Origin of the sequence: Streptomyces sp. NPDC005483, from assembly GCF_040606035.1 — a bacterium.
In the GTDB taxonomy this organism is placed as follows: domain Bacteria; phylum Actinomycetota; class Actinomycetes; order Streptomycetales; family Streptomycetaceae; genus Streptomyces.
This window is the reverse complement of sequence record NZ_JBEXEA010000017.1, coordinates 63,282-89,356: the sequence shown is the minus strand read 5'-3', so window position 1 is coordinate 89,356 and position 26,075 is coordinate 63,282. Positions and strand designations below refer to the sequence as shown.

Annotated in this window: 21 protein-coding genes and 1 riboswitch; of the genes, 8 read left to right on the top strand and 13 right to left on the bottom strand. The window is 71.1% G+C overall.

Annotated features, from left to right (window positions below):
• Positions 1 to 12 precede the first annotated feature (12 nt).
• Positions 13 to 378 (bottom strand): hypothetical protein, encoded by a 366-nt coding sequence (locus tag ABZT06_RS29895; RefSeq protein ID WP_355747601.1) that lies wholly within the window; start codon positions 376 to 378, stop codon positions 13 to 15.
• A 434-nt stretch (positions 379 to 812) separates the two neighbouring features.
• On the opposite strand from ABZT06_RS29895, the gene recQ reads away from it, so the two are divergent.
• Positions 813 to 2,819: a DNA helicase RecQ gene (gene recQ, locus ABZT06_RS29890; RefSeq protein WP_355747989.1), complete on the top strand. Its 2,007-nt coding sequence runs from the start codon at positions 813 to 815 to the stop codon at positions 2,817 to 2,819.
• Positions 2,820 to 2,880: 61 nt separating this feature from the next.
• Here the strand turns inward: recQ and ABZT06_RS29885 are convergent, their stop codons facing one another.
• From ABZT06_RS29885 to fahA, 8 genes are all read right to left on the bottom strand, one after another.
• Positions 2,881 to 5,667 (bottom strand): fumarate reductase/succinate dehydrogenase flavoprotein subunit, encoded by a 2,787-nt coding sequence (locus tag ABZT06_RS29885; protein WP_355747598.1) that lies wholly within the window; start codon positions 5,665 to 5,667, stop codon positions 2,881 to 2,883.
• A gap of 23 nt (positions 5,668 to 5,690) precedes the next feature.
• On the bottom strand, positions 5,691 to 6,479 hold the full coding sequence (locus ABZT06_RS29880) for an ABC transporter ATP-binding protein (RefSeq protein WP_355747595.1): 789 nt from the start codon (positions 6,477 to 6,479) through the stop codon (positions 5,691 to 5,693).
• On the bottom strand, positions 6,463 to 7,326 hold the full coding sequence (locus ABZT06_RS29875) for an ABC transporter permease (RefSeq protein ID WP_355747592.1): 864 nt from the start codon (positions 7,324 to 7,326) through the stop codon (positions 6,463 to 6,465). Before ABZT06_RS29875 ends, ABZT06_RS29880 begins: the two co-directional genes overlap by 17 nt.
• Positions 7,323 to 8,660, bottom strand: coding sequence for an ABC transporter substrate-binding protein (locus ABZT06_RS29870; RefSeq protein ID WP_355747589.1), 1,338 nt, complete (start codon positions 8,658 to 8,660; stop codon positions 7,323 to 7,325). Before ABZT06_RS29870 ends, ABZT06_RS29875 begins: the two co-directional genes overlap by 4 nt.
• A 16-nt stretch (positions 8,661 to 8,676) precedes the next feature.
• Positions 8,677 to 8,904, bottom strand: a complete 228-nt coding sequence (locus tag ABZT06_RS29865; protein ID WP_355747586.1) for a ferredoxin family protein — start codon at positions 8,902 to 8,904, stop codon at positions 8,677 to 8,679.
• Positions 8,905 to 8,935: 31 nt separating this feature from the next.
• Positions 8,936 to 9,721 carry a GntR family transcriptional regulator gene (locus ABZT06_RS29860; protein ID WP_355747583.1) on the bottom strand — a complete coding sequence of 262 codons (786 nt, stop codon included), beginning with the start codon at positions 9,719 to 9,721 and terminating at the stop codon, positions 8,936 to 8,938.
• Between the two features lie 212 nt (positions 9,722 to 9,933).
• Positions 9,934 to 10,875 (bottom strand): M56 family metallopeptidase, encoded by a 942-nt coding sequence (locus tag ABZT06_RS29855; RefSeq protein ID WP_355747580.1) that lies wholly within the window; start codon positions 10,873 to 10,875, stop codon positions 9,934 to 9,936.
• Between the two features lie 154 nt (positions 10,876 to 11,029).
• A complete protein-coding gene (gene fahA / locus ABZT06_RS29850) occupies positions 11,030 to 12,265 on the bottom strand; it encodes a fumarylacetoacetase (RefSeq protein WP_355747577.1) in 1,236 nt (411 codons plus the stop codon).
• Between the two features lie 274 nt (positions 12,266 to 12,539).
• Here fahA and ABZT06_RS29845 point away from each other — a divergent pair, with 274 nt between their 5' ends.
• Positions 12,540 to 13,778 (top strand): ATP-grasp domain-containing protein, encoded by a 1,239-nt coding sequence (locus tag ABZT06_RS29845; protein ID WP_355747575.1) that lies wholly within the window; start codon positions 12,540 to 12,542, stop codon positions 13,776 to 13,778.
• A gap of 65 nt (positions 13,779 to 13,843) precedes the next feature.
• Complete coding sequence (locus ABZT06_RS29840; protein WP_355747572.1) at positions 13,844 to 15,046, top strand: FAD-dependent oxidoreductase; 1,203 nt, start codon at positions 13,844 to 13,846, stop codon at positions 15,044 to 15,046.
• Between the two features lie 2 nt (positions 15,047 to 15,048).
• On the opposite strand, the gene ABZT06_RS29835 is transcribed toward ABZT06_RS29840, so the two are convergent.
• Positions 15,049 to 15,453, bottom strand: a complete 405-nt coding sequence (locus tag ABZT06_RS29835; RefSeq protein ID WP_355747570.1) for a hypothetical protein — start codon at positions 15,451 to 15,453, stop codon at positions 15,049 to 15,051.
• 531 nt (positions 15,454 to 15,984) lie between these two features.
• Complete coding sequence (locus ABZT06_RS29830; protein ID WP_355747567.1) at positions 15,985 to 17,139, bottom strand: arabinogalactan endo-1,4-beta-galactosidase; 1,155 nt, start codon at positions 17,137 to 17,139, stop codon at positions 15,985 to 15,987.
• Positions 17,140 to 17,508: 369 nt separating this feature from the next.
• Here ABZT06_RS29830 and ABZT06_RS29825 point away from each other — a divergent pair, with 369 nt between their 5' ends.
• The 5 genes from ABZT06_RS29825 (at position 17,509) to ABZT06_RS29805 (ending at position 22,955) form a co-directional block, all read left to right on the top strand.
• Complete coding sequence (locus ABZT06_RS29825) at positions 17,509 to 18,846, top strand: sugar ABC transporter substrate-binding protein (protein ID WP_355747564.1); 1,338 nt, start codon at positions 17,509 to 17,511, stop codon at positions 18,844 to 18,846.
• Positions 18,843 to 19,838, top strand: a complete 996-nt coding sequence (locus ABZT06_RS29820) for a sugar ABC transporter permease (RefSeq protein ID WP_355747561.1) — start codon at positions 18,843 to 18,845, stop codon at positions 19,836 to 19,838. The genes ABZT06_RS29825 and ABZT06_RS29820 overlap by 4 nt, the downstream gene beginning before the upstream one ends.
• Positions 19,835 to 20,704 (top strand): carbohydrate ABC transporter permease, encoded by an 870-nt coding sequence (locus ABZT06_RS29815; protein WP_355747558.1) that lies wholly within the window; start codon positions 19,835 to 19,837, stop codon positions 20,702 to 20,704. The genes ABZT06_RS29820 and ABZT06_RS29815 overlap by 4 nt, the downstream gene beginning before the upstream one ends.
• A gap of 31 nt (positions 20,705 to 20,735) precedes the next feature.
• Positions 20,736 to 21,764, top strand: coding sequence for a LacI family DNA-binding transcriptional regulator (locus ABZT06_RS29810; RefSeq protein WP_355747555.1), 1,029 nt, complete (start codon positions 20,736 to 20,738; stop codon positions 21,762 to 21,764).
• Between the two features lie 378 nt (positions 21,765 to 22,142).
• On the top strand, positions 22,143 to 22,955 hold the full coding sequence (locus ABZT06_RS29805) for an HAD family hydrolase (RefSeq protein ID WP_355747552.1): 813 nt from the start codon (positions 22,143 to 22,145) through the stop codon (positions 22,953 to 22,955).
• 6 nt (positions 22,956 to 22,961) lie between these two features.
• Here ABZT06_RS29805 and ABZT06_RS29800 read toward each other — a convergent pair whose 3' ends face one another.
• A complete protein-coding gene (locus ABZT06_RS29800; protein WP_355747549.1) occupies positions 22,962 to 23,444 on the bottom strand; it encodes a transglycosylase SLT domain-containing protein in 483 nt (160 codons plus the stop codon).
• Between the two features lie 3 nt (positions 23,445 to 23,447).
• Positions 23,448 to 23,620: riboswitch (cyclic di-AMP (ydaO/yuaA leader) on the bottom strand.
• 270 nt (positions 23,621 to 23,890) lie between these two features.
• Positions 23,891 to 25,909: a CocE/NonD family hydrolase gene (locus ABZT06_RS29795; protein ID WP_355747546.1), complete on the bottom strand. Its 2,019-nt coding sequence runs from the start codon at positions 25,907 to 25,909 to the stop codon at positions 23,891 to 23,893.
• Between the last annotated feature and the right edge of the window lie 166 nt (positions 25,910 to 26,075).

The following is a 26,075-nucleotide window of genomic DNA, read 5'->3' as shown; positions in this document are numbered from 1 at the left end:
CGCCGCGTGCGGTCACAGGTCCAGGTGCAGGTCCGGCGTGCGGTCCGGGTTCAAGACCGATTCCGCATCCGGGTCCGAGTCCGCCGAGCACGTCACGTCGGGGTGTGTGGGGCTGAAGAGACCGCTGGGGTTCGTCTTGTAGATCCAGGCCCGCAGGGTGTAGCTGGAGCCCGAGTCCGGCAGGTCGACCGGACCCTGGAACGTCTGGCCGAACATCGTGGGCAGAGCGACACCCGGGCCGGCCTTCACGACCCACTCCACCGCGGTGAGCCTGCGCCCGTGCGGGCCGTCCTCGTAGAGGAGAGCCGCGGGCTTCTCGGGGTCGGTCTGCCCGACGTTCTCCTGCTTGACGTAGCGGTAGCCCGTGCCCCCACGCACGGCGTCGGGGCGAACCCGTCGGCGACGGCGAAGGGTTCGTAGGCGTACAGGCCGGTGGCCCCGTACGTCGCGGGCAACTCGGTCCAGACGGACGGGTCCGGGTCGGCTGCCTGTGCGGGGACGGCGGTCAGTGAGAAGGCCGCTGCCGCCGCGACGGTGAGCACTGCCTTCAGGGGCCGAGGGGCCATGGTGGTTCTCCTTGAGGCGCTTGAGGGCCGGAGAGGCGCGGTGCTGGGCGCCCCGCCGAGGGGAGGGCGGGCCTCCCGGGCCGCCCCAGCAGCATGTCCCCGACTCGAACGAGTGCGCCATGTGACATAGGCCGTTCGAATGAGCACGGAGCGTAACCGGTCCGCCTGTGGATAACTCCGACGCTGTCGGTCCTGCCCCCTATCGTGGAGGCAGTGGTCGAAGGACGACGTACGGGGGACGGGACTATGGGCGGGATGGGCGGTATCAGCGAGATGCCAGGGATCACCGGGACACCGGGCGCGAGCGACAGCGAGGCACTGGCCACGCTGCACCGGGTCTTCGGTTACGACGCCTTCCGCGGCGAGCAGGAAGAGATCATCGAGCATGTGGTGGCCGGCGGGGACGCCGTCGTCCTCATGCCGACCGGCGGCGGCAAGTCGCTGTGCTACCAGATCCCGTCCCTCGTCAGACCCGGCACGGGCATCGTCGTCTCACCGCTCATCGCTCTGATGCAGGACCAGGTGGACGCGCTCAGGGCGCTCGGTGTGCGCGCCGGGTTCATGAACTCCACGCAGGACTTCGACGAGCGCCGCGTGGTGGAGGCCGAGTTCCTGGCCGGGGAGCTGGACCTGCTCTACCTCGCGCCGGAGCGGCTGCGCCTCGACGCCACACAGGACCTGCTCTCCCGCGGCAAGATCGCCGTCTTCGCCATCGACGAGGCGCACTGCGTCTCCCAGTGGGGCCACGACTTCCGCCCCGACTACCTGACGCTGTCGGTGCTCGGCGAGCGCTGGCCCGACGTCCCGCGGATCGCGCTCACCGCGACGGCCACCCGGGCCACGCACGAGGAGCTCACCCAGCGGCTGAACATGCCGACGGCCCGGCACTTCGTGGCGAGCTTCGACCGGCCCAACATCCAGTACCGGATCATTCCCAAGGCCGACCCCAAGAAGCAGCTTCTCGCGTTCCTGCGGGAGGAACACGCGGGCGACGCGGGCATCGTGTACTGCCTCTCCCGCAAGTCGGTGGACGCCACCGCCGAGTTCCTCTCCCGCAACGGCATCGAGGCGGTCCCGTACCACGCGGGGTTGGACGCGGGCACCCGCGCCGCCCACCAGTCCCGCTTCCTGCGCGAGGACGGCCTGGTCGTGGTGGCGACCATCGCCTTCGGCATGGGCATCGACAAGCCGGACGTCCGCTTCGTGGCCCACCTCGACCTGCCCAAGTCGGTCGAGGGCTACTACCAGGAGACGGGCCGCGCGGGGCGTGACGGACTGGCGTCCACGGCCTGGATGGCCTACGGGCTCAACGACGTCATACAGCAGCGCAAGATGATCCAGTCCAGCGAGGGCGACGAGGCGTTCCGGCGCCGGGCCGCCTCCCACCTGGACTCGATGCTCGCGCTGTGCGAGACCGCGCAGTGCAGGCGCGGGCAGCTGCTGAACTACTTCGGCCAGGAACCGGACCCCGCGGGCTGCGGCAACTGCGACACCTGCCTCACACCGCCCGAGACCTGGGACGGCACCGTCGCGGCCCAGAAGGTGCTGTCGACGATCGTGCGGTTGCAGCGGGAGCGCGGGCAGAAGTTCGGGGCCGTGCAGATCGTCGACATCCTGCTCGGCAAGCGCACCGGCAAGGTCATCCAGTTCGACCACGACCAGCTGTCCGTGTTCGGCATCGGCGAGGAGCTCTCCGAGGGCGAATGGCGCGGTGTCGTACGGCAGTTGCTGGCGCAGGGGCTGCTCGCGGTCGAGGGGGACTACGGCACGCTGGTGCTGACCGAGGCGAGCGGTGCGGTGCTGCGGCGGGAGCGGGAGGTGCCGCTGCGCAAGGAACCGAAGAAGCCGGCGAGCGCCAAGGCCGGCTCCTCGTCCTCCTCCGGGCGGGGCAAGGCCAAGGCCGTGGTGGCGGAGCTGCCCGAGGCGCTGGTGCCGGCGTTCGAGGCACTGCGGGCCTGGCGTGCCGAGCAGGCCCGTGAGCAGGGCGTCCCGGCGTACGTCATCTTCCATGACGCCACGCTCCGGGAGATCGTCACCGTCTGGCCCACGTCGGTGACGCAGCTCGGGAGCGTCGGCGGGGTCGGCGAGAAGAAGCTCGCGACGTACGGCGAGGGTGTGATCGGCGTGCTGGCTTCCCTGGACGGCAGTCCGGCACAGGACGCCGCGCCGGCCGGGACCGGCACGGCGACCGGTACGGCGGACGACCACTGGCCCGAGATGGACGCCGAGCCCGAACCGGAGGACTGGATATAGGGCCCCGGGCGCGGACGGTGCCGGCGTTCCCGGGGCTCCGGGTCGTTGGTGCGGGTGGTTTCTAGGGCCGGTCCTGCAGGCCCTTCGCCGCATACGCCCTGACGTCCGCGTCCGGGTCCGTCGTCGCCGTGGCCAGGGCAGCGCGGGCGTCCTCGGTGGCGGTGTGCCGGGTCAGGGCGAGGACGGCGGCCTTGCGGACGTCGGCGTTCGGGTCGGCGAGGGCCTTGGCGAGGGCGGGCACGGCCACGTCGGGGCCGGCGGCGGACAGCGCCGTCGCGGCACCCGACCGGACCTGCCAGGCGGAGGCCGACAGGGCGGTGACGGCGCGGGCGGCGAGGGGCGCGGGGCAGCCGGTGGTGCCCAGTGCTCCGTAGGCGGCCCCCCGCACCAGGGCGTCGGGGTCCTCGGTGAGACGAGTCAGGGCGTCGAGGACGGCGTCCAGCGGGCGTTCGGCCCACACCGTCGCCAGTGCCTTGGCGATCGTCACGCGTACCTCGCGGGACGGGTCATCCGTGGCCGCGCGGGCGAGCTCCTCTGCGGCGTCCACCGAGACGAGGGCACGGACGGCCTCGATGCGGACGGCGATGTCGGGGTCGGGGAGGGCCCCGGCGAAGAGCGCCGTGTCACCGAGGCGCAGGGCGCGCAGGACGTCCAGGGCGGCGGCGCGGACGACCGGGTCGGACTCGGCCAGGGCGGCGGCGAGACCCTCGCGGAGGGCGGGTTCGGGCGGGAGTGTCTCGACGAGTTCGCGCAGGGACGCGGCCGCGGCGGCGCGGACACCGGGGTCGCGGTCGGCGAGGGCCTCCGCGAGGACCGGTCCGGTGCCCGGTGGCGCGGTCTCCGTCAGGACGCTGACGGCCGTTCGGCGGACGGCGGGGTCGGGATCGGACAAGTAGGTCCGGAGGGCGGCGAGTTCGGGTTCCTGCTCGGCGAGGGCAAGGAGCCCGAGCAGACGGGGTGAGGCCGGGGCCGGGGAGACCGGGGCGTCCGTCACGGTGCCGGTACCGGGACGCTCGCCCGTGTCGCCCGTGTCACCGAGCCGCCCGGCGGCGACCGGGGCCAGTTCGCGTGCCCCCGCCGTCGCCACCTCCTCGGCGTGCACCTCGCCGATGTGCCGGGAGGGGCCGCCCACGGGGGTGAACTCGTCGACCGGGACCAGATAGGGAGCCACGGGCCGGGCCGTGAACTCCATCGCACCGGAGGGGGACTTGTGCAGGTCGAGGTGGTGGAACCAGGAGGTGTCGTCGCGATGGGGGTGGTCGAGACGGTCGTGGTAGAGGCCCCAGCGGGACTCCGTGCGGGCCAGGGAGGCGCGCGCGGCCATCTCGGCGCAGTCGCGGATGAAGGAGACCTCGGCGCAGCGCATCAGCTCGTGCGGGGTGCGGGCGCCCATCGCGGCGATGTCGTCCCGCATCCGCTCGAAGGACTCCAGGGCCAGGGAGAGACGGGCGCCGGACTTCGGCGGGGCCACGTAGTCGTTCACGAAGCGGCGCAGCTTGTACTCGACCTGGGGCTGCGGAGGGCCGTCCGGGTTGCGCAGCGGGCGGTAGATCAGTTCGTGCGCCTCGCGCAGCTGGTCGAGCGGCAACTCCCCTTCGTAGGGCGCGTACTGGGAGGCGTCCGCGCCCGCGAGGTCGCCGAAGACGAACGCGCCGATCATGTAGTTGTGCGGGACGCAGGCCAGGTCGCCGGCGGCGTAGAGACGGGGGACGGTCGTACGGGCGTGGTCGTCGACGCGGACGCCGGAGGCCGAGTGGCCGCCGCACAGGCCGATCTCGGAGATGTGCATCTCGATGTCGTGGGTGCGGTAGTCATGACCGCGGCCCTCGTGGAAGGTCCCCCGGGTGGGCCGCTCCGTGGAGTGCAGGATCGACTCCAGGGACGAGATCGACTCCTCGGGGAGGTGACTCAGCTTCAGGTACACCGGGCCCCGGTCGGAGGCGACCTCCGCCGCGAACTCGGCCATCATCTGGCCGGACCAGTAGTCGGAGTCGACGAAGCGCTCGCCGTGCCGGTTGACCTGGTAGCCGCCGAAGGGGTTGGCGACGTACGCGCAGGCGGGGCCGTTGTAGTCCTTGATCAGCGGGTTGATCTGGAAGCACTCGATGCCGGTGAGCTCGGCGCCCGCGTGGTAGGCCATGGCGTAGCCGTCGCCCGCGTTGGTGGGGTTCTCGTAGGTGCCGTAGAGGTACCCGGAGGCGGGCAGGCCCAGGCGGCCGCAGGCGCCCGTCGCCAGGATGACTGCGCCTGCGCGGACCGTGACGAAGCCACCCGTCCGGGTGTTGAAGCCGACCGCCCCCACGGCCCGTCCGTCGTCCGGAGACGTCAGCACCCGCACCGGCATCACCCGGTTCTCGATGCGGATCTTCTCCCGCATCTCGCGCCGCCGCAGCTGCCGGTACAGCACCTTCTTGACGTCCTTGCCCTCCGGCATCGGCAGGACGTACGAGCCGGAGCGGTGGACCTGGCGGACCGCGTAGTCGCCGTGCTCGTCCTTCTCGAACTTCACGCCGTACGACTCCAGGCGCTGCACCATGCCGTAGCCGCGGGTGGCGGTCTGGCGGACGGTGAACTGGTCGACGATGCCGTCGTTGGCGCGGGTGATCTCGGCGACGTAGTCGTCGGGTTCGGCGCGGCCGGGGATGACCGCGTTGTTGACGCCGTCCATGCCCATGGCGAGGGCGCCGGAGTGGCGGACGTGGGCCTTCTCCAGCAACAGCACGTCCGCGCCGTGCTCGGCGGCGGTCAGGGCGGCCATGGTGCCGGCGGTGCCGCCGCCGATGACGAGGACGTCGCAGGAGATCTCCTCCGCCTCGCCGAGGGCGGGAATCTGAAGGGGGGTGTCCACCAGGGTGCCTTTCACGTTCCGGGTCAGGTTCCGAGCGAGGAGAGGACGTCGCGGCGCAGCGCCACGCGCGCGGGATCGTCGTGCGCCGTACGGTCGCGCGGGCGCGGCACCTCGCGTACGGCGGTCAGGCGGCCGCCCCCGAGGAGCGCCACGCGGTCGCCGAGGAACAGGGCCTCGTCCACGTCGTGGGTGACGAAGACGACGGTCGCGCCCGTGCCCTGGAGCACCTCCACCAGCAGGTCCTGCATGCCGGCGCGGGTCTGGGCGTCGAGGGCGCCGAAGGGTTCGTCCATGAGGACGGCGCGGGGTGCTCCCGCGAGGGCGCGGGCCAGTTGGGCGCGCTGGCGCTGCCCGCCGGAGACGCGGTGCGGCAGGTGCCGGGCGTGGTCGGCGAGCCCGACCCGGGCCAGCCAGGACTCGGCCTGTGCGCGTCGCTCGGTGCGCGACAGGCCCTTGATGGCCAGCGGGAGTTCGACGTTGGCGCGCAGGGTGCGCCAGGGCAGGAGGGCGTCCTCCTGGAAGACCAGGGCGCGTTCGGCACCGGGTCCGGTGAGGGGCCGGCCGTCCTGGGCGACCTCGCCCGAGAGCAGGGGGAGGAGGCCGGAGAGCGTGCGCAGCAGCGTGGACTTGCCACAGCCCGAGGAGCCGACGACGGTGAGGATCTCCCCGGGCGCGATGTCCAGGTCGACGCCGGTGACCACGGGGGCGTCGGGACGGCCGAGGGTGGCGCCGCGCAGGGCGAGGCGGGTGCCGCGCGGGGCGGGCGGTGCCTGGGCCGCCGTATCGACGACGGTGTCAGACGAGGTGCTCATCGCGTGTCTCCTCGGCCTCGGATACGGGTCCCTCACGAAGGGGTGCGGGGGCGACGCGTGGTGTCCTGGGCCGGGGCCCGGTGACGTACGACGTCTTCGGCAGCCACCGCGTCAGGCGGCGGCCGAGAAGCTCCACGGCCGTGGAGGTGAGCCAGCCGAGGACGCCGATGGTGACCATGCCGACGAAGACGCCCGCGTAGTTGACGACCGTGTAGTCCTGCCAGGTGCGGTAGCCCACGCCGTACTGGCCGGAGATCATCTCGGCGGAGATCACACAGATCCACGAGACACCGATACCGACGGACAGTCCGCCGAAGATGCCGGGCAGGGCGCCCGGCAGGACGACCGAGGCGAGGATCCGCCACCGGCCGCCGCCCATGGTCAGCACCGCCTCCTCCCACACGGGGGTCAGCGCGCGGACCGCGTGCCGGGTGGAGACCAGGACGGGGAAGAAGGCGGCGGTGAAGGTGATGAAGACGATGCCCTGCTCGTTGGAGGGGAACAGCAGGATCGCGACGGGGACCAGGGCGATCGCCGGGATCGGGCGGACGACCTCCAGGACCGGGCCGAGCAGGTCCTCGGCGAGGCGGGAGCGCGCGACGAGCACGCCCGTCGCCACGCCGAGCACCGCGGCGAGCAGGAAGCCGGTGAGGATGCGGGTGAGGCTGTCGGTGAGATCGGTCCAGTAGTCGGGGCCGGACAGCCGGTCGGCGAAGGCGCGGGCCACGTCGGCGACCGTGGGGAACTGCGAGAAGCGCAGCCACAGGTCGATGTTCAGGCTGGTCAGCAGCTGCCAGAGGCCGAGAGCGACCGCCAGCGAGGCCGCTCTCAGCGCATACCGGGTCACGACGCCCGCTCCAGCGCGTCGGCGTACGTGACGACCCGGGCACCCCCGTGCGCAAGGACGTACGCCCGCGCGGTCTCCGGCGCGACGAAGGGCAGGAGCTGGTCGCCGTCGGCCACCCAGACCGCCTTGTCGGCGAACCAGAGGGTGCCGGTGGTGGCGTCGGGGACGTAGGCGGCGCGGATGCCGGCCTTGTGCGCGGAGACGTACTTCAGCAGCTCGGCAGGTGTCGTGAAGCTCTGGGTCTCGGAGGCGCCCTTGGGCCAGACTTCGCTCGCGGCGGCGGCCGGCGCGGTGGCGAGGCGCTTCGCGTACCCGGCCCCGAGGGCCTTCTTGACGTACTGGTCGTCGACGAAGAAGTCCACGTCGATGTCGCCGGTCAGCTTGGCCGCCTTCAGCACCGAGACGTCCTGCTTCAGCGCGGAGATCAGCTGGGGCTTGACCGCCGGGTCGAAGGTGGCGATGCCGTGATCGCCGTTGTACAGGTAGACGACCTCGGCGGGCAGGCCGGTGGCCTTCGCGACCGACTCGGCGGCGGCCACCGGGTGGTCGTCGAGGTAGTCGGTGGCCTGGGCCTGCGCCTTGAGGAACGCCTCCAGTACCGCCGGGCGCTTGTCGGCGAAGTCCTCGCGGGCGGTGACGCCGTGGAAGGTGGGCAGGTCCAGCTCGGCACCGTCGTACAGGGCCTTCGCCTTGCCCTGGTAGGTGAGCAGGCCGGGCCAGGCGACGAACTGGGAGAGCGCGTCGGTACTGCCCGCCGACAGGGCCGAAGCGCCGACCGCGGGCTGCTGGTTGAGCTTCTCGACGCCCTTGTCGGGGTCGATGCCGGCCCGCTGGAGGGCGCGTACGAGGGTGCCGTCGGCGGCGGAGCCGACGCTGGTGGAGACCTTCTTGCCGCGCAGGTCCTTGAGCGAGGCGAGTTTCGAGTCGGGGGAGGTGACGATGGTGTTGAGGCCGCCGTGGAGGTTGTAGCCGGTGACCGAGACCAGGTGGGTGGGCTTGCCGAGCTGCTTGCCGCGGGCCGCGTTGATGAGGAGCGGGAAGTCGCCCATCGAACCGATGTCGATCTTCCCGGCGGTCATCTGGGCGGTGATGGGGGCGCCCGTGGCGTAGTCCTGCCAGTCGACCTTGTAGGTGTGGCCGTCGTGCAGCGAGTTGAGCTCCTTCTCGAAGTAGCCGAGGGAGCGCAGCAGGGTACCGGCGGTGACCGTGTTGATGGTCTTGGACTGGTAGCCGACGGTGACGGTGACCGTGGCGCCGTCGCCCGCCTGGGCGCTGCCGCAGGCCGTCAGCGGCGCCAGCAACAGCAGGGCGGCGACAACTGGTTTGGTTTTCACGGGAGTTCGGGACCTCTCACCGGAGCAGATAGGGCATGTTGACCGTGACGGCTCCGGTGGGACAGCGGGCCGCGCACGGGCCGCAGTACCAGCACTCGTCGACGTGCATGTAGGCCTTGCCGCTGCTGTTGTCGATGGCCAGCGAGTCCAGCGGGCACATGTCCACGCAGAGCGTGCAGCCGTCGATGCACTTCGACTCGTCGATGGTCACGGGCACGTCGGCCCGCTGGGGCGCCAAGGGCATGGCTGTCTCCAGGAAACGGCTCGGAAAGAGGTCAGAGGGAGCGGTGCAGCAGGCCGCTCATGGTGATGCGGTCGCCGCGGAAGCGGATGAACTCCAGGTCGACCGGGCGGCCGTCGGCGAGGTGCGTGAGGCGTTCCAGCATCAGGACGGCCGCGCCGCGCGGGGCTTCCAGTACGGCGGCGGAGTGCGCGTCCGCGTTCACCGCCTCCAGGGTGATCTCGGCATGGCCGAGGCCCTGGCCGGTGATCGCCTCCAGGAGGCGGAAGACGTCGGTGTTCTCCAGGTCGGCGCCGAGCAGGGCGGTGCCGAGGTCGAGCGGGATGTAGGTGAGGTCGAGGGAGAGGGGAAGGCCGTTCAGGCGGCGCAGGCGCTCTATGTAGAGGACGTCGGTGCCGGGGTCGACCTGGAGGCGCTGGGCCACCGGGTGGGGGGCGGGGGCGGGGCCCATGGTGCGGACCTCGTTGGTGACCGTGCCGTGTTCGCGCAGGGTTTCCGCGAGACCCATCAGACGGTCCAGGCCGTGGGGGTACTTCTGGCCGACGACCACGGTGCCGACGCCGGGGAGGCGTTCGACCAGGCCTTCCGCGCGGAGCAGGTCCAGGGCTTGGCGGACCGTGTTGCGGGAGGCGCGGTAGTCGACGGCGAGGGTCGTCTCGTGAGGGAGGGTGCCGCTCTCGAAGCCACCGGTGAGGACCTGGTGGCGCAGGAGATCGGCGAGCTGCCGAGCCTGATCCGCACGCAGCCGGCGTCGGGCCCGGGCGGCGACGGTGGTCGCGCCCTGCCCGGCGTGGTCCGGGATGCGGTCGGTGGGTGGCATGGCTGGAACCATACCGAGCAGGTAGGAAAACCTGTGTTGCCGAATTGTTGCGCCACCTGATGCCGCGCCAGATCAGCCCATGACCTGCGGTTTCTGTAGCTGTGGGGTGAGATGTGCCACCTGACGGGACAAGCATGGGCCGGTGTACCCACTCAGGGGCGCGGGGAACTGCGCGACGAGCCCCCACCGGCCCGCAGCCGATACATGACCCCTTACGCCAGCGCCGACAACCCCGGCCCAAAAACGATCAACAGCGGCAGCAACGGCACCAGCGCAGCCGTCGCAGACGTCAGCGCCCGCTGCCTGCGCAACAACCTCGGCGGCGGCTCCAACAACCGATCCACCCGCTCACCCAGCAACCGATGACTGGACGCACACGACAACACACCCCGGTGCTGGTTCAGCTCGATCAGCGCCAGCGCGGTCGTCAGATGCCCGCACCGCCGCGACGCCGTGTCGTCCGCCGCCAGCTCCACCAGCCGGTGCGTCTGGTCGCAGAAGTGGGCGAACAGTGGCACCCGGGGAAACCCCGTGGCCAGCGCGGTCGACAGGTGGAGCAGCCAGTCGTGGCGGGCCCGCGCGTGCCCGCGCTCGTGGGTGAGGACGGCGTCCAGCTGGTGGTCGGTCAGCCGGTGCAGCGCACCGGTCGTCACGATCAGCTGCGACGGGTTCCCCGGCATCCACCACGCGTCCGGGTACTCGTCCTCCAGCACCAGCAGCGGACCGCGGGTCGCCGTCCCCAGCCCGGCCGGCAGGTCGGGCGCGCGCTCCCGCAGATGCTCACGGGCGACGCCGCGGCGCCGCCGGGCCTCGACCAGTTCACGGGCCAGCATCGCCGTGGTCCACGCGGCCCCGGCCGCCAGCAGGAGGGTCGAGGCGACCGCCCAGACCGGTGCGGCCGACAGGTCGTACGCCGCGGTCACGGCCGGCGGCGCCGGGGCGAACACATGGTCGCGGACCGTGTGGAAGACCGCCGCCGCCCCGAGGACCAGCGCCGTCAGGCAGCACAACAGGACGGTCGCGACCAGGCACTGCCACACCCACAGCCCGACCACCGGTTCCCGTTCGGGCCACGCGGCCCGGGTGAGCGCGCGCGGTACCGGCACGGCGGCCGCTGCGGCGACGGTGCTCAGCAGGAGCAGGCAGAGAGTCATGCCACGGGCTCCGGATCCTGATCGGAGACAGGGGAGGTGGGGCTGTGTGGTGAGGCGCTGCGGGGCGGCCGGTACGTCGTCCCACGTATGCCGTCCGCCGCCAGTATGCCGTGAGCGGACGTCCCGCGGCAGGACTCGGACAGCCCCGGATGCCTCACACGTCCCCGGAGACCACCCGTCCCGCGACCTCCCCCAGGCCCACCCGGGCCCCGTCCGGACCGGGAGCCCACGCCGACAGCGTCACCACGTCCCCGTCCTCCAGGAACGTCCGCTTGCCGTCCGGGAGTTCCAGCGCGTCCCGGCCGTTCCAGGTCAGCTCGAGGAGCGACCCCCGCTCGCCCGCGGAGGGCCCGCTCACCGTCCCCGAGCCGTACAGGTCACCCGTCCTGAGCGAGGCCCCGTTCACCGTCATGTGCGCCAACTGCTGGGCCGCCGTCCAGTACATGGTGGAGAAGGGCGGCTCCGACACCACGTGGCCGTTGATCGCGACGGAGATCCGCAGGTCGTAACCTCCCGGCTCCACGTCGGAAGCGGTGTCGTCCAGATACGGCAGCAGGTCGTGGGTCCGCGACGGCGGGGCCACCCGCGCCTCCTCCAGCGCGTCCAGCGGGGTGATCCACGCCGACACCGACGTCGCGAAGGACTTGCCGAGGAACGGGCCGAGGGGGACGTACTCCCAGGCCTGGATGTCCCGCGCGGACCAGTCGTTGAGCAGGCACAGTCCGAAGACGTGCTCCCGGAAGTCGCCGAGCCCGACCGGACGGCCGAGCTCGGACGGCACCCCGACGACGAAGCCGACCTCCGCCTCGATGTCGAGCCGCACGGAAGGGCCGAAGACGGGAGCCGCGTCGGCGGGAGCCTTCCGCTGTCCTGAAGGCCGTACGACATCCGTCCCCGACACCACCACCGTGCCCGCGCGGCCGTGGTAACCGATCGGCAGGTGCTTCCAGTTGGGGGTCAGGGAGTCCGCGGCGTCGGGGCGGAAGATCTGGCCGACGTTTCGCGCGTGGTTCTCGGAGGCGTAGAAGTCGACGTAGTCCGCGACCTCGAAGGGGAGATGGAGGGCGACCGAGGACAGCGGGTGGAAGAAGCCCGCGATCTCCTCCTGGTGTGCCGGCACCGTCACCCACGCGGTCAGCGCGCGCCGCACGTCCGACCAGGCCGTGCGGCCGGCGGCCAGCAGGGGCCCCAACGACGGCTGCGCGAGCAGGGAGACGTACGGGGAGCCGAGGGCGGCCGCCGCCGCGCCCGCGTCCAGGACGTGGTCGCCGAGCCGGACGCCGACGGTCCGGTGGGACGAGCCCGAGGGCGAGAAGACGCCGTACGGAAGGTTGTGCGGGCCGAAGGGGTCGCCCTCGGGCACGTCGAAGGGGACATCGAAGGGGGGCATGGGGTGCTGCCTCACTCTCGCGCATGCCGGACGGACCAGGTGGTCGCGGCACACGGTGCGGTCCGGGTGGTCGCGCCACACGTTACGGCCGAGGCGCCGGTCACGGGAGTGGCTGAAGGGCTGGCAATGTGGCTAAAGAGTTAGCAATGTCCTGTTAAGGGATAGTCGGAGGCTTCCATTCCGGCTTAGCGTCCTTTGCGAGCACGGACGGGATGGGTGGGATCGCGTCCGTGGGGGGACGCGTGGGGGGACCGTGGCCAAAAGTGCGAGCAGCATGCCGTTCCAGGCCGACCGCGAGGTACCGGCTCTGATCGTCAAGTTCGGCGACTACCCGCTGCACCACGGCGGAGTCGGCGCGATCCGCAGTCTGGGCCGCCTCGGCGTGCCCATGTACGCCATCACGGAGGACCGTTACACGCCCGCGGCCGCCTCCCGGTACCTCACCCGCGCGTTCGTCTGGCCGACGACCGGCACCGAGGAGCCGGGCCGACTGGTCGAGGGGCTGATCCGGATCGGGCGCCGCATCGGCCGCCCCGCCGTCCTCGTGCCGACCGACGAGGAGGCGGCGGTCCTGATCGCCGAGCACCAGAGCGACCTCTTCGGCCGGTTCCTCTTCCCGCGCGTGGAGCCCGGCCTCACACGCCGGCTGGCCAGCAAACAGGGCCTGCACGAACTGTGCGTGGAACACGGGATCGCGAGCCCGGAGGCCGCCTTCCCGCAGTCGTACGACGACATCGTGGCCTTCGCCGAGAAGGCCCGCTTCCCGGTGGTGGCCAAGAACCGCGAGGCGTTCGTACGGCGCCGGCGGCCCGCGGTGGGCGGTACCACGCGCATCGCCACCCGTGAGGGGCTGCTCGCCCTCGCCCGTGACTGGGGCGAGCGGCCCGGGGTGATCCTCCAGGAGTACCTGCCACGAGAGGAGGCCGAGGACTGGATCGTGCACGCCTACTTCGACGCCAACTCCACCCCGCTGGCCCTGTTCACCGGCGTCAAGGTGCGCTCCTGGCCGCCGCACGCGGGCATGACGGCCAACGCGTACGTCGTCGACAACCCGGAACTCGCGGACCTCGCCGCACGTTTCGTCAAACAGATCGGCTACACCGGCGTCATCGACCTCGACCTGCGCTTCGACCGGCGCGATGGCCAGTACAAACTGCTCGACTTCAACCCCCGCATGGGCGCCCAGTTCCGGCTCTTCGAGAGCGAGTCGGGGGTGGACGTCGTCCGCGCCATGCACCTGGACCTCACCGGGCGGGCCGTTCCGGAGGGGGAACAGCGGGCCGGCCACCGCTATGTCGTGGAGAACATCGACCTGCCCGCCCTGCTCGCCTACCGCCGCAGCGGCTATACGACCCCGCACGCGCCGGCCCGGCCCAGCGGGACCGAACTGGCCTGGTTCGCGGGTGACGACCCGCTGCCGTTCCTCACCATGCTCGGGCGTTTCGTGCGGCCCGGCGCGAAACATCTCTATCAGCTGTGGCGGACCAACCGCCGTGGCAGGACGACCAGTTGAACAGCGCAACCACGAACAGCGGCACCACCACGAAGTGACGACGTGACGTCCTGGGGAGGGACTTCGTGATCCAACCGGTAGCAGTCATCGGCGCCGGGCCCTTCGGCCTGTCGACCGCGGCCCATCTACGGGCGCGCGGCATCCCCGTACGCGTCTTCGGCGACCCCATGGTCAGCTGGCGCGACCATATGCCCGCGGGCATGCTCCTCAAATCGACCCCGGCCGCCTCCAACCTCGACGCGCCCCAGCGCGGCCACACCCTCGTCGACTACTGCGACGCCGCGGGCATCCCCCGCCTGGTGACGGACGAGGACATCGTCCCCGTCGAGACCTTCATCGCCTACGGCCAGTGGTTCCAGCAGAAGCTGGTGCCCGAGCTGGAACAGGTGCGGGTCGTGTCCGTGGACCGCAGCGAACGGGGCGGATTCCAGCTCAAGCTCGACTCGGGGGAGTCGTTCACCGCACGGGCGGTCGTCGTCGCCACCGGTCTGTCGGGGCTCTCCCACCTGCCCCGGGGACTGGCCGTCGCCGCACCCGACGGCCCCGCACCCACCGGCCCCGTCTCCCACAGCTCCCAGCACCACGACCTCACCCGCTACTCCGGAAAGGAGCTGATCGTCGTCGGCGCCGGCCAGTCCGCGCTGGAGACGGCCGCCCTCGCGGCGGAGGCGGGCGCCCAGGTCAGGGTGGTCGCCCGCGGACGCGGCAGCGTGAACTTCGGCGCACCGCCGTGGCAGCAGCCGAGGCTGCGCCCCGAGTCGCCCTTCGGCCGCGCCTGGTCGCTGTGGGCGCTGACCTACTACCCGCACCCCTATCGCCGGCTCCCGCCCGGCGTCCGCCACTACCTGGTCCGACGGGTCCTCGGCCCCCTGGGCGCGTGGTGGCTGCGCGACCGCTTCGAGGGCAAGGTCCAGGTCACCGAGGTGGACCGGATCCTCAAGGCGGACACGGCCGACGGCCACCCGGCCCTGGACGTCCTCACCCACACCGGCACGACGGACCGCCTCGGCGCCGACCACGTCATCGCGGCCACCGGCTACCGCGTCGACCTCGCCGCGATGGACTTCCTCGGGCACGAACTGCGCACCACGCTCGCGGTCAGCCGGGGTACGCCCAGGCTCGGTGCCGGATACGTCTCCTCCGTGCCGGGTCTGTACTTCACGGGCCTGCCGGCGGCGGCGTCCTACGGTCCGGTGATGCGGTTCGTGTGCGGCACGGAGTTCGCCTCACCGAGGCTCGCCCGGCACCTGGCGGCGGCCCACGGCTGATCTCACGAGGTGCAGACGTCCTTCAACCTGGCGGCCGCCGCGTCGATCTTGCCGGAGTCGGGGTCGGTGTCCCCGTTGAGGATGGATTCGTTGTAGTCCTCGATCGCCTTGTCGAGGTCCTTGACGGCCTGGTCGACCTCGCTGTCGCCCGAGTCGTCCTGGACCTTGTTGATCCTGTCGACGTTCTTGTCGATCGTGGCGATGGAGTCGGCGGTCTTCGAAGGGTCGTTCACCGCGTCCCAGCCGGCCTCGTGGATGGCCTTGACGCTGTCCGCGATGGTGTCGGCGTTGGACACGCAGTCCAGGGAGCCGTCGACGCCCTTCGGGTCGCACCCGGTGGCGAGGACGGCGGTGAGGGCGACCGCGGTCAGGGCGGTGACGAGGGTGAGGCTACTGCGAGGGCGCATGACTGTGGCCAACCGTTTCTCGGGGCGGGATTCGACGCCCTCCACGATTCCGCCCCCCGACCGCGCCCACGAGGGAGCTGCGCGGCGTGTGCGGGGTGTAGCCCGGTACACCCCCGGGGTGCTGGCGTGCGGGTGCCGAGGCAGCGGGGTGGTCCGGTACGCCGCGGGGGTGTTCGCGGGCGGGTGCGAAGGCCCGGGCGCGCCGGCGTTACGGCCGCCGACTCCCTGGCGCCGCGCGACGTGTGGCCCGGTACACCCGCGTGCCGGCGTTACGCACGCCAAGCCCCCGGCGTCCCGCGACGGGTGGCCCGGTACGCCCCGGGGTTTTCGCGGGCAGGTGCGGCGGCCCGGGCGTCGAGTGGCGGGTAGCCCGCTCACCCCTCGGCGATCCGCGCCGACGACCGCCAAGCCCCGGCATCCCTCGAAGCGACGGGTAGCCCGCTCACCCCTCGGCGATCCGCGCCGACGACCGCCAAGCCCCAGCATCCCCCGACAGGAAGCCCGGCACACACGCCCCCCCGCGACCCCCGCCTACGCCCGGTAGCCCCCCAGCAGCCGCAACCCCGGCAGCGCCCTGTCCTGGAAGTCGAACAGCGCCAGGTTCTCCCACGCGTTGCCCGAGGACGGGTCCGTCGGGTCCCAGCCGTTGCCCGCGCGGTAGGTCCACAGGCCCTCCCAGTAGCAGTAGCCGAGGCCCTGCCCGTCCGGGACGCCGGCGGCGAGGTCGGCCACCGTGCGCAGCCAGGCGGCCTGCCCCTCGGGGGTGGCGGGGTAGCCGTCGGTCAGCTGAGAGGGGCTGTTCATGATGTCGTTGACGTCGTCCTCGCTCTCCAGCGTGAACGGGTACGCCGTCTCGGCGATCACACAGGGCTTGCCGTAACGCGCGGTGATGTCCGCCATGTTGGCGGCCGCGTCCGCGATCGGGCCGTGCCAGAAGGGGTAGTAGGAGAGCCCGATGATGTCGAAGTCGACGCCGTACGACACCACGTTGTCGAACCACCAGCGGTACAGCCCGTTGTCGCCGCCGTTCGCCAGGTGCAGGATCGTGCGGACGCGCGGGGTGGTGTCGCGGGCGGCGCTCAGACCGGCCTTGAGGAAGGCGGTCATGTTGTCGAAGTGCTCCCAGTTGCCCTCGGGCCAGATCAGGCCGCCGTTCAACTCGTTGCCGATCTGCACCAGTTGAGCCGGGGTGCCTTGCCGCTTCAGCGCTCCGAGGACATCGGCCGTGTGGTCGTACACCGCCCTGGCCAGGCCCGCCACGTCCAGGCCCGCCCAGGCGGCCGGCTTGGTCTGGTGCGCCGGGTCGGCCCAGCTGTCCGAGTAGTGGAAGTCGATCCAGATGCCCACCCCGGCCCGCTTGAGGCGGCGGGCCAGCGGCAGGATGTGCGCCTTGGTGTTGTAGCCGTCGGCCGGGTTCACCCACACCTTGAGGCGGGCGTGCGTGACGCCGGCCCGGGCGATCAGGCGGACCGGGTCCGCGCGGTGGCCGTCGGCCGTGCGGTACACCGCGCCGTGGTCCTCGTTCTTCGGCAGCGAGGAGATGTCCACGCCCCGGATGTCAAGACACCTGCGCCGGGCGGTGGCCGACGCGGCGGTGGCCGGTGCGGCCACGGCCGGTGCCGCCCCCAGTACGGGAACGGCCAGCGCCGCGGCTCCGGCAGCGGTGAGAACACTGCGTCTGCGCATCTCAAGGGGTCCTTTCGCGGACGGTCACGGAGATACCGGCTCTGCGGTGACTTCGGCGGCCCGGGGGAGGGCCGGGGGAAGGTCGAGGAGTGGGGTGAGGGGAGTCGGCGAAACGCCGGACGACCCAGAAAACCCTCATTTTCTGTGATCGTGCACAGTTCCCCTCACCCCTGTCATCGGCGAGCAACAAGTAGGTAACCCCAAGTTCCCGCCATTGACAAGGGGCCGAAACAATTCTCTACTGTGCACGATCACAGAGCCGCGCGGCCCTCGCGCACAGCCTCTCGGTCACGTCCGCAGAACCTCCCCCCACGGCGGTTGCCGCGAACGCGGGACGTCTCGAGACCGGCTGGTTCCAAGTCAGGGGAGATGAAGATGTCGACCAACCGCCGCCAGATCAGCAGGCGCAGCATCCTTGCCGGGGCCGCAGCCCTCGGCCTCACCAGCACCCTCGCCGCCTGCGGCGGTTCCGACGACAAGGACTCCGGCGAGAGCAGCGGGCCGGTCAAGCTGACGTACTGGTCGTGGGCTCCGAACATGGAGAAGGTCGCCGCGATCTGGAACAAGAAGAACCCGGACATCACGGTGACCGTGTCCAAGCAGGCCAGCGGCGGTGAGATCGTCTCCAAGCTGATCACCGCGAAGAAGGCCGGCAACGCCCCCGACCTCATCCAGGTCGAGTACCAGTCCCTGCCGACCCTGGTCTCCAACGACGTGCTGGCCGACATCACCAAGTACGCGGGCGACACCAAGTCCCAGTTCGCCGAGGGCCTTTGGGGCATGGTCACGCTCGGCACGGACGCGCTCTACGCGATCCCGCAGGACGCCGGGCCGCTGATGTTCTACTACCGCGAGGACCTCTTCAAGAAGCACGGCCTGACCGTCCCGAAGACCTGGACGGAGTTCGCCGAGACCGCCCGCGCCGCCAAGAAGGCCGTCCCGGACGCCTACTTGACCACGTTCTCCTCCAACGACCCCGGTCTGTTCGCGGGCCTCGCCCAGCAGGCCGGCGGCAAGTGGTGGACCGTCGACTCGGCCGGCAAGTGGACCGTCGGCATCGACGACGCGGCCACCAAGAAGGTCGCCGAGTTCTGGGGCGGCCTGGTGCAGGAGGGCGTCGTCGACAACCAGCCGATGTACACCCCGGCCTGGAACAACGCGCTGAACAAGGGCACCCACCTCGCCTGGGTCTCCGCCGTCTGGGCGCCTGGTGTGCTGGTCTCCTCCGCCCCCGACACCAAGGGCAAGTGGCGCATGGCCCCGCTGCCGCAGTGGAGGTCCGGCGAGAACGTCACCGGCAGCTGGGGCGGTTCCTCCACCGGTGTCTCCACGGACTCCAAGCACGCCGAGGCCGCCGCCAAGTTCGCCACCTGGCTGAACACCGACCCGGAGGCGCTGGCCGCCCTGGTCAAGGAGGTCGCGATCTACCCGGCCGCCACGAAGGGCCAGTCCGGGGACGTCCTGACCACGCCCGAGTTCTTCTCGAACCAGGCGGACTTCTACACCACGGCCGGCCAGATCGCCGCCACCACGGCCGCCGCGGCCTGGGGCCCCAACGTCAACACGGCCTACACCACCTTCCAGGACGCGTTCGGCAAGGCCAGCAAGGCGAAGAAGGAGTCCCAGTTCGACTCCGCCCTCGCCACCGTGCAGTCGAAGACCTTCGCCGACATGAAGAAGCAGGGCTTCGAGGTGACCGAGGCATGACCAGCGCTCCGCTCAAGGGCGCCGACCTCACCGAGGTCGGGCCCTTGGCGGACGGCACCGGCACCGCCCAGTCCGTCCGCCCCAGCCGCCCCCGCCGCCGTGGCCGCAGCGCACCGTACTGGTTCCTGGTGCCCACCCTCACCCTCTTCGCCGCCTTCACCGTCGTGCCCATCGGGTACGCGATCTGGCTGAGCCTGCACAAGGTCCAGGTCAAGGGCATCGGCCTCGGCAAGGGCGCCCGGCAGCAGGTCTGGAACGGCATCGGCAACTACACCGACGTCCTGAACGACTCCGAGTTCGGCCACAGCGTCCTGCGCGCCTTCGGCTACGGCCTCATCGTCATCCCGACCATGCTGGGCCTCGCGCTGCTGTTCGCGCTGATGCTGGACACCCCGAAGGCGCGCAGCGCGCCCTTCGCCCGGCTGATGATCTTCCTGCCGTACGCGGTTCCCGGCATCATCGCCGCCCTCATGTGGGGCTTCCTGTACCTGCCGGACGTCAGCCCCTTCTACTACCTGCTCGACAAGTTCGGCCTCCCGCAGCCCGACCTGTTCGACGGCGGCAACCTCTACCTCTCCTTCGCGAACATCGCGGTCTGGGGCGGCACCGGCTTCAACATGATCGTCATCTACACCGCGCTCAGGGCAATCCCGCAGGACATCTACGAGGCGGCCAGGATCGACGGCGCGAGCGACCTGAAGATCGCTTTGAGGATCAAGATCCCGATCGTGATGCCCTCGCTGGTGCTCACCTTCTTCTTCTCGGTGATCGCCACCCTCCAGGTCTTCACCGAGCCGATGGCCCTCAAGCCGCTCACCAACGGCCTGCCCAGCTCCTGGAGCCCCCTGATGGCCATCTACGACAAGGCCTTCCTCCAGTCCGACATCTACGGCGCCTCCGCGACCGCGGTCGTCCTGGCCCTGGCCACGTTCGTCCTCTCCTTCACCCTGCTGCGCATCTCCGACCGCTACACCCGGGAGGACCGGGCATGACCCCCCTCACCCTCACCGCCGACGCCTCCCGTGGCGGCCGTCGCACCGCCTGGGTGCCGACGATCGTGCTGATCCTCGGCGCGCTGTACTGCCTGATCCCCATCGCCTGGGTGGTCATCGCGGCGACCAAGGACCGCTCGGAGCTCTTCTCCACCTTCACCTTCGCCCCCGGCACCGGCTTCTTCCAGAACCTGAGCGATCTCACGGACTACCGGGACGGCATCTTCTGGAGGTGGATGGCCAACTCGGCCTTCTACGCCGGTTTCGGCGCCCTGCTCTCCGCCGCGGTCTCCGCCGCAGGCGGCTACGCGCTCGGCCGCTACAGCTTCCGCGGCCGTGAGGCCGTCTTCAAGATGATCCTGGCCGGCGTCCTGGTGCCGTCCATCGTGCTCGCCGTACCGCAGTACCTGCTGCTGTCCAAGCTCGGCATGGCCGACTCGTACTGGTCGATGCTGCTGCCGTCGATCCTGTCGCCCTACGGCGTCTACCTGGTCCGCATCTACGCGGCCGCGTCGGTGCCCGCCGAGCTCATGGAGGCGGCCCGGATGGACGGCGCGAGCGAGTGGAGGATCTTCTCGCGGATCGCCGTACCGATGATGATGCCGGGGCTGATCACGGTGTTCCTCTTCCAGTTCGTCGGCATCTGGAACAACTTCCTGCTGCCGTACGTGATGCTCGCCGACGACGAGAAGTTCCCGATCACCCTCGGCCTGTACACCCTGCTCGCCCAGGGCGCCTCGCAGCCCGCGCTCTACACCCTGGTCATCACCGGATGCCTGCTCGCGATCCTGCCGCTGATCGGGCTCTTCCTGGTGATCCAGCGGTTCTGGTCCCTGGACCTGATGAGCGGCGCGGTCAAGGCCTGAGACCCCGCACCCCCTTTCATGAACGAGGAACATGACCACCAGCGCGAACGGACGCCGCAAGCCACCGACCATCCACGACGTGGCCCGGGAGGCGGGCGTCTCGCGGGGCACCGTCTCCCGCTTCCTGAACGGCGGCCACTACGTCTCGCCCGCCGCGCGGCGGGCGGTGGAGGCCGCCGTCAAGAAGACCGGGTACGTGGTCAACCGGCATGCGCGCAGCCTGAGCACCGGCCGGTCGGACTCGGTGGCGTTCCTGCTGACCGAGCCGCAGGAGAAGTTCTTCGAGGACCCCAACTTCAACGTCCTGCTGCGGGGTTGCACCGAGCGGCTCGCCCAGCACGACATCCCGCTGCTGCTCATGCTGGCCGAGAGCGACGACGACCGGCGCCGGCTGACCCGGTACATCACCTCGGGTCACGTCGACGGCGTGCTGCTGCTCTCCAACCACAGCGGTGACCCGGTCGCGGCCGAACTGCACGATGCCGGGATCCCGTTGGTGGTCTGCGGCAAGCCGATAGGGCGGGGCACCAAGGTGAGTTACGTGGCCGCCGCCGACCGGGAGGGCGCGCAGGACATGGTCCGCCATCTCCTCGCGGGCGGCCGCCGCCGTATCGGCATGGTCACCGGGCCGCTGGACATGCCGGGCGGCCCCGACCGGCTGGCCGGCTACCGGGACGTGCTGGCCGAGGCGGGCCTGCCCTTCGACCCCGCGCTCGTCGTCGAGGGCGACTTCCGGCGCAGCGGCGGCGAACGGGCGGCCCGCCGCCTGCTGGCCCAAGCCCCGGACATGGACGCGGTGTTCGTCGCCTCGGACCTCATGGCCCTGGGGGTGGTGGGCGTCCTTCAGCAGGCCGGGCGTTCGGTCCCTGATGACATCGCTGTCGGAGGCTTCGACGACTCCCCGGCGGCCACCGCCATCGCCCCCGCCCTCACCACCATGCGCCAGCCCTTCGACCGCATCAGCGCCGAGATGGTCCGCATGCTCCTCGCCCAGATCGCGGGCGAGGACACGGCGGGAGTGATCCTCCCGACCGAACTGGTGGTGCGGTCCTCGGCGTGACCGCTGCGCGGGACGCGCGGGGAGGTCGCCGGGCCGTGGGGTCGTCGGCAGATCGTCCGTCCAGGGTCGGCGGGTTCGGGGGCCGGAGTCTCGACGGCATCAGCTCGACCTGGTGGTGCGGTCCTGGGCGTGACCGCTGCGCGGGACGCGCGGCCGAAAAACACCTGGGCCGGACCTCGTCGGACGATGGATCGTGTCGGCGCCGTCCTGAAGGTCCGCAGTCCGCCGGGGTGTTCGGGGTACGCCGGCCCGGTTCGCCGATCAAACCCGTTCGGTACCGCCTCGCCCCTGAACCGGAACTGCCGTCAACGGATGTGAAAGCAGCAGCCGTCCGGTTCGCGTCGAGTCGCAGGGGCCAACCATCCGTATTCTCTGATCATGGCCGCCTCCCCCGCATATTCACTCATCGCCACCGACCTGGACGGCACGCTGCTCCGCGCCGACGACACGCTCTCCGACCGGTCGTTGGCCGCGCTCGCGCGGGTGGCGGCGAGCGGGGCCCGGCATCTCGTCGTGACGGGGCGGCCGGCACCCAGAGTGCGGCCGCTCCTCGACGAGCTCGGCAGCACGGGGCTCGCGGTGTGCGGACAGGGCGCGCAGGTGTACGACGCCGGCGCGGACCGTCTGCTCTGGTCGGTGACCCTGGACCGGGAGCTGGCGGAGACCGCGCTCGGCAAGATCGAGGCCGAGGTCGGGCAGGTGTACGCGGCCGTGGACCAGGACGGAGTCGACGGGCTGACACTCATCGAGCCGGGCTATCTGATGCCTCATCCCACCCTGCCCGCCGTTCGGGTCGGCCGGCGCGACCACCTGTGGCGCGAGCCGATCAGCAAGGTGCTGCTGCGCCACCCCTACCTGTCCGACGACGAGTTGGCGGTCACGGCGCGCTCGGTGGTGAGCTCACTGGCGACGGTCACGATGTCGGGGCCCGGGACCGTCGAACTCCAGCCATGCGGCATCACCAAGGCGACCGGCCTCGCGCTGGCCGCCGAACACCTGGGCCTGGGGCCCGAGGTGACGATCGCCTTCGGGGACATGCCCAACGACATCCCCATGTTCGACTGGGCTGCCCGCGGCGTGGCGATGGCCAACGCCCACCCCGAACTCAAGGCCGTGGCCGACGAGGTGACGCTGTCGAACGAGGACGACGGTATCGCCGTCGTCCTCGAAAGACTGTTTCCGCGGGGCTGATACGGCCTAGTACGCGCTGAACACGTTGTCGATGGACCCGTACCGCTGCGCCGCGTAGTTGCAGGCCGCGGTGATGTTCGCGACCGGGTCGTACGGGTCCCACGAGGTGTTGGCCACGTGGTACGCGTTGAAGGTCGGGTCGATCACCTGGAGCAGACCCTTGGAGGGCGTGCCGGCGGCCGCGTTGGAGTCCCAGAGGTTGATGGCGTAGGGGTTGCCGGAGGACTCGCGGATGACGTTGCGGTAGATGCCGTCGTAGGAGCCGGGAATGCCGTGCTCCGCCATGACGGCGAGGGAGGCCCGGATCCAGCCGTCGAGGGTGTTGGAGTAGCCGAGCGTGGTCGCGGTCTGCACGGTCGGGGTGGCCGCGGACGCGGTGGTCGCCCCGATGAGCGGCAGTGCGAGGACGGCGGCTCCGGTGCCGGCGACGGCGAGCTTGCGGGCGAGACGGCTGATGCGGGGACGGCGGTGCTGAGCGGCAGCAGACATGCGAATTCCTCTCCGTCGCCTGCGAGGTGAGCTGTCGGGTTCGGGCGGGAGCTGCCCGGCCGCGCCGACGAAAGGCGCGACTTCACCCCGAGCCGTACCGGTATGTCCGAAGACGACCGGTCCGGCGACTTACCTGGTTCCCCCGCTCCTGCCGTGGTTCTCGGTGGGTGTTGCGGGCGGTGGCAGGATTCGGCGTCCGCCCGACAGGCCGGGAACGTATGCGAGAGCACATGTCCGGAACAAGTGGCGAATTCACATGCCGTGCCTATTGACCATGGTAAGAGGCATTTGAGGCACTTGATCCTTTGCGTTCGCCAAGCCTCAACTCGGGCACGGGAAAAGGCGGATCGACAGATTCCGCATCCATGCCGATCCGCCCGCGCGAGTGGGCCACATCACAGTCGAGCACAAGAGGGGTAAAACGCCCACGAAGGCTCAACTCGTGTTCAACCGGCCGCCCGTGGGATCCGTTGCTCCCACGTCCGGTGGAAGACCACCTCGCCGCCGTCGGTGCAGACGACCTCGTCGGAGGTGTGGAAGTCCGTCCCGTCGCAGGTGATCTCCGAGCGGGTCCGGACGGTCACGTCCCAGGCGAGCTCGGGGCGGTGCAGCCGGATCGACCAGTCCGAGCGGGTGCGCGCGGACAGCGGGTCCTGCTCGTCGATCGTGTAGGTCTCCAGCGCGTCCTCGGTGAACTCCAGGCCGTCGGGGTACACGCGCGTGCCGCCGCACCGGGGGTCGACCTCCAGACGCCACTCACCCTTGGCCACGTCACGGACCACCAGCCGCTCCGGGCGGGGTTCGTCCAGGGTGGCGGGGCTCCATCCATCAGCGGCTACGCCGCGGGCGGCCCCCAGCGGCGCGGACTGCTCCGGCTCCTCGAAGGCGATGGCCGGGTCCACTTCACGCGCGCGTACCGGCAGTTCGAGGAAGCTGCCCGCCGGCTCCAGCGTGAATCCCGCCTGCGACCCGGGCTGCGGCCAGATCCACGGCCAGTACGCGGAGGACACGGCGAGCCGGATGCGGTGGCCGGGCGGGAAGGCGTGCCCGACGCCGTTCAGCTCGAAGGCCACCTCCTGCGTGGCCCCCGGCTCCCAGGGCACCACACGGTCCCGCCCATGACGGGCCGAGAGGTTCAGCACTCCGCGCGTGACCAGGGTCGACGAGCCGTCCGGGGCGACATCGCAGAGCCGCGCGACGACCTGCCCGCGCGACACCTCCGAGGTCACCCTGAGCCGCACCCGTGGCCGTCCGAGGACCCACGTCTCCTCGCCCACCGCGAACTCGAAGCAGCCCGAGCGGGCGTCCTCCTCCCGCTGGTCCGGCGGCAGGTCGGCGTCGTTCCCGACGGGGCGGAAGCGGCCGGCGTCCACCCCCGTGTGCTGCGGGGAACGGACCAGGACGGGGGCGCCCTGCAGGCCGTACGACACCGTCGTCACGTTCGGGGAGGGCCAGGCCGGCTCGCCGACCCAGCGGCCGGGCAGGGTCTCGTAGGCCGTGGCCGGGGGGTGGGAGTCGCTGACGTAGGCCCTCAGGAGGGGTTCCCGCATGACGCCGGTGTCGACGCCCTTCAGGTGCTGGTCCCACCAGCGCAGCGTCTCCTGGAGGAAGCCGATCGCCGGGCCGGGCGGCAGGCCGCGGTCCGGGTACTGGTGGGACCAGGGGCCGATCAGCCCCCGTACGCGGTCGGCCGGCAGGTGCTCGACTAGCCGGAGGACGGTGTCGCGGTACGGGTCGTGCCAGCCGCCCACCGCGAGGACGGCCGCGCCGATCGCGCCGGGGTCCTCGAGAACGCCCCCCTGGCGCCAGTAGTCGTCGCGGGTCTGGTGTCCGAGCCAGGTGTGGACGAACGGCTCGACCGCGTCGAGGCGTTCGAGCCACATCCCGCGCCAGGCGTCGCCGACATGCAGGGGATCCGGCGGCCGGGAGGCGAAGGCGAGCATCCGCGCCGCCCACGCGTGCATGTCCACCGCGAGGACGGAACCTCCCATGTAGTGCGCGTCGTTGTCATAGCGGTCGTCGGTGGAGCAGACGGTGACGACCGCCTTGAGCGGCTCGGGAGCGAGGGCCGCGATCCGGAGGGAGTCGAAGCCGCCCCAGGAGATGCCGAACATGCCGACCCGGCCGTCGCACCAGGGCTGCGCGGCCAGCCACTCGACGACCTCGACCCCGTCGGCGAGCTCGGTCGCCGATAACGGGTCGCCCGGCACGCCCTCGCTGTTGCCGTGCCCGCGCACGTCCACCCGGACGGAGGCATAACCATGACCCGCGTACCAGGGGTGGCGCTGCCCGTCGCGGGCCGCGGTCCGGTCGGTGAGGCGAAAGGGCAGGTATTCGAGGATCGCGGGTACCGGTTCCTGGGTGAGGGGTCGCCACACGCGTGCGTACAGAAGCGTCCCGTCCGGGAGCGGGATGCGGACGTCGTCGTGGGTCGTCTCGTGGGGGAAGGATGTACGGATGCGCATCGGTGGGGGTTACTTCCCTACAAATCGATAGATATCCGTTCTTTTCAGGTGATCAAAAACATACCGGTCGTGATCCGATACCGCCTGGCATGGACGGGGCGGGCGCTATCGGTGATCCAAAGGTGACCGGATACGCTGACTCGAGTGATGGCAGCGACCTATCGAC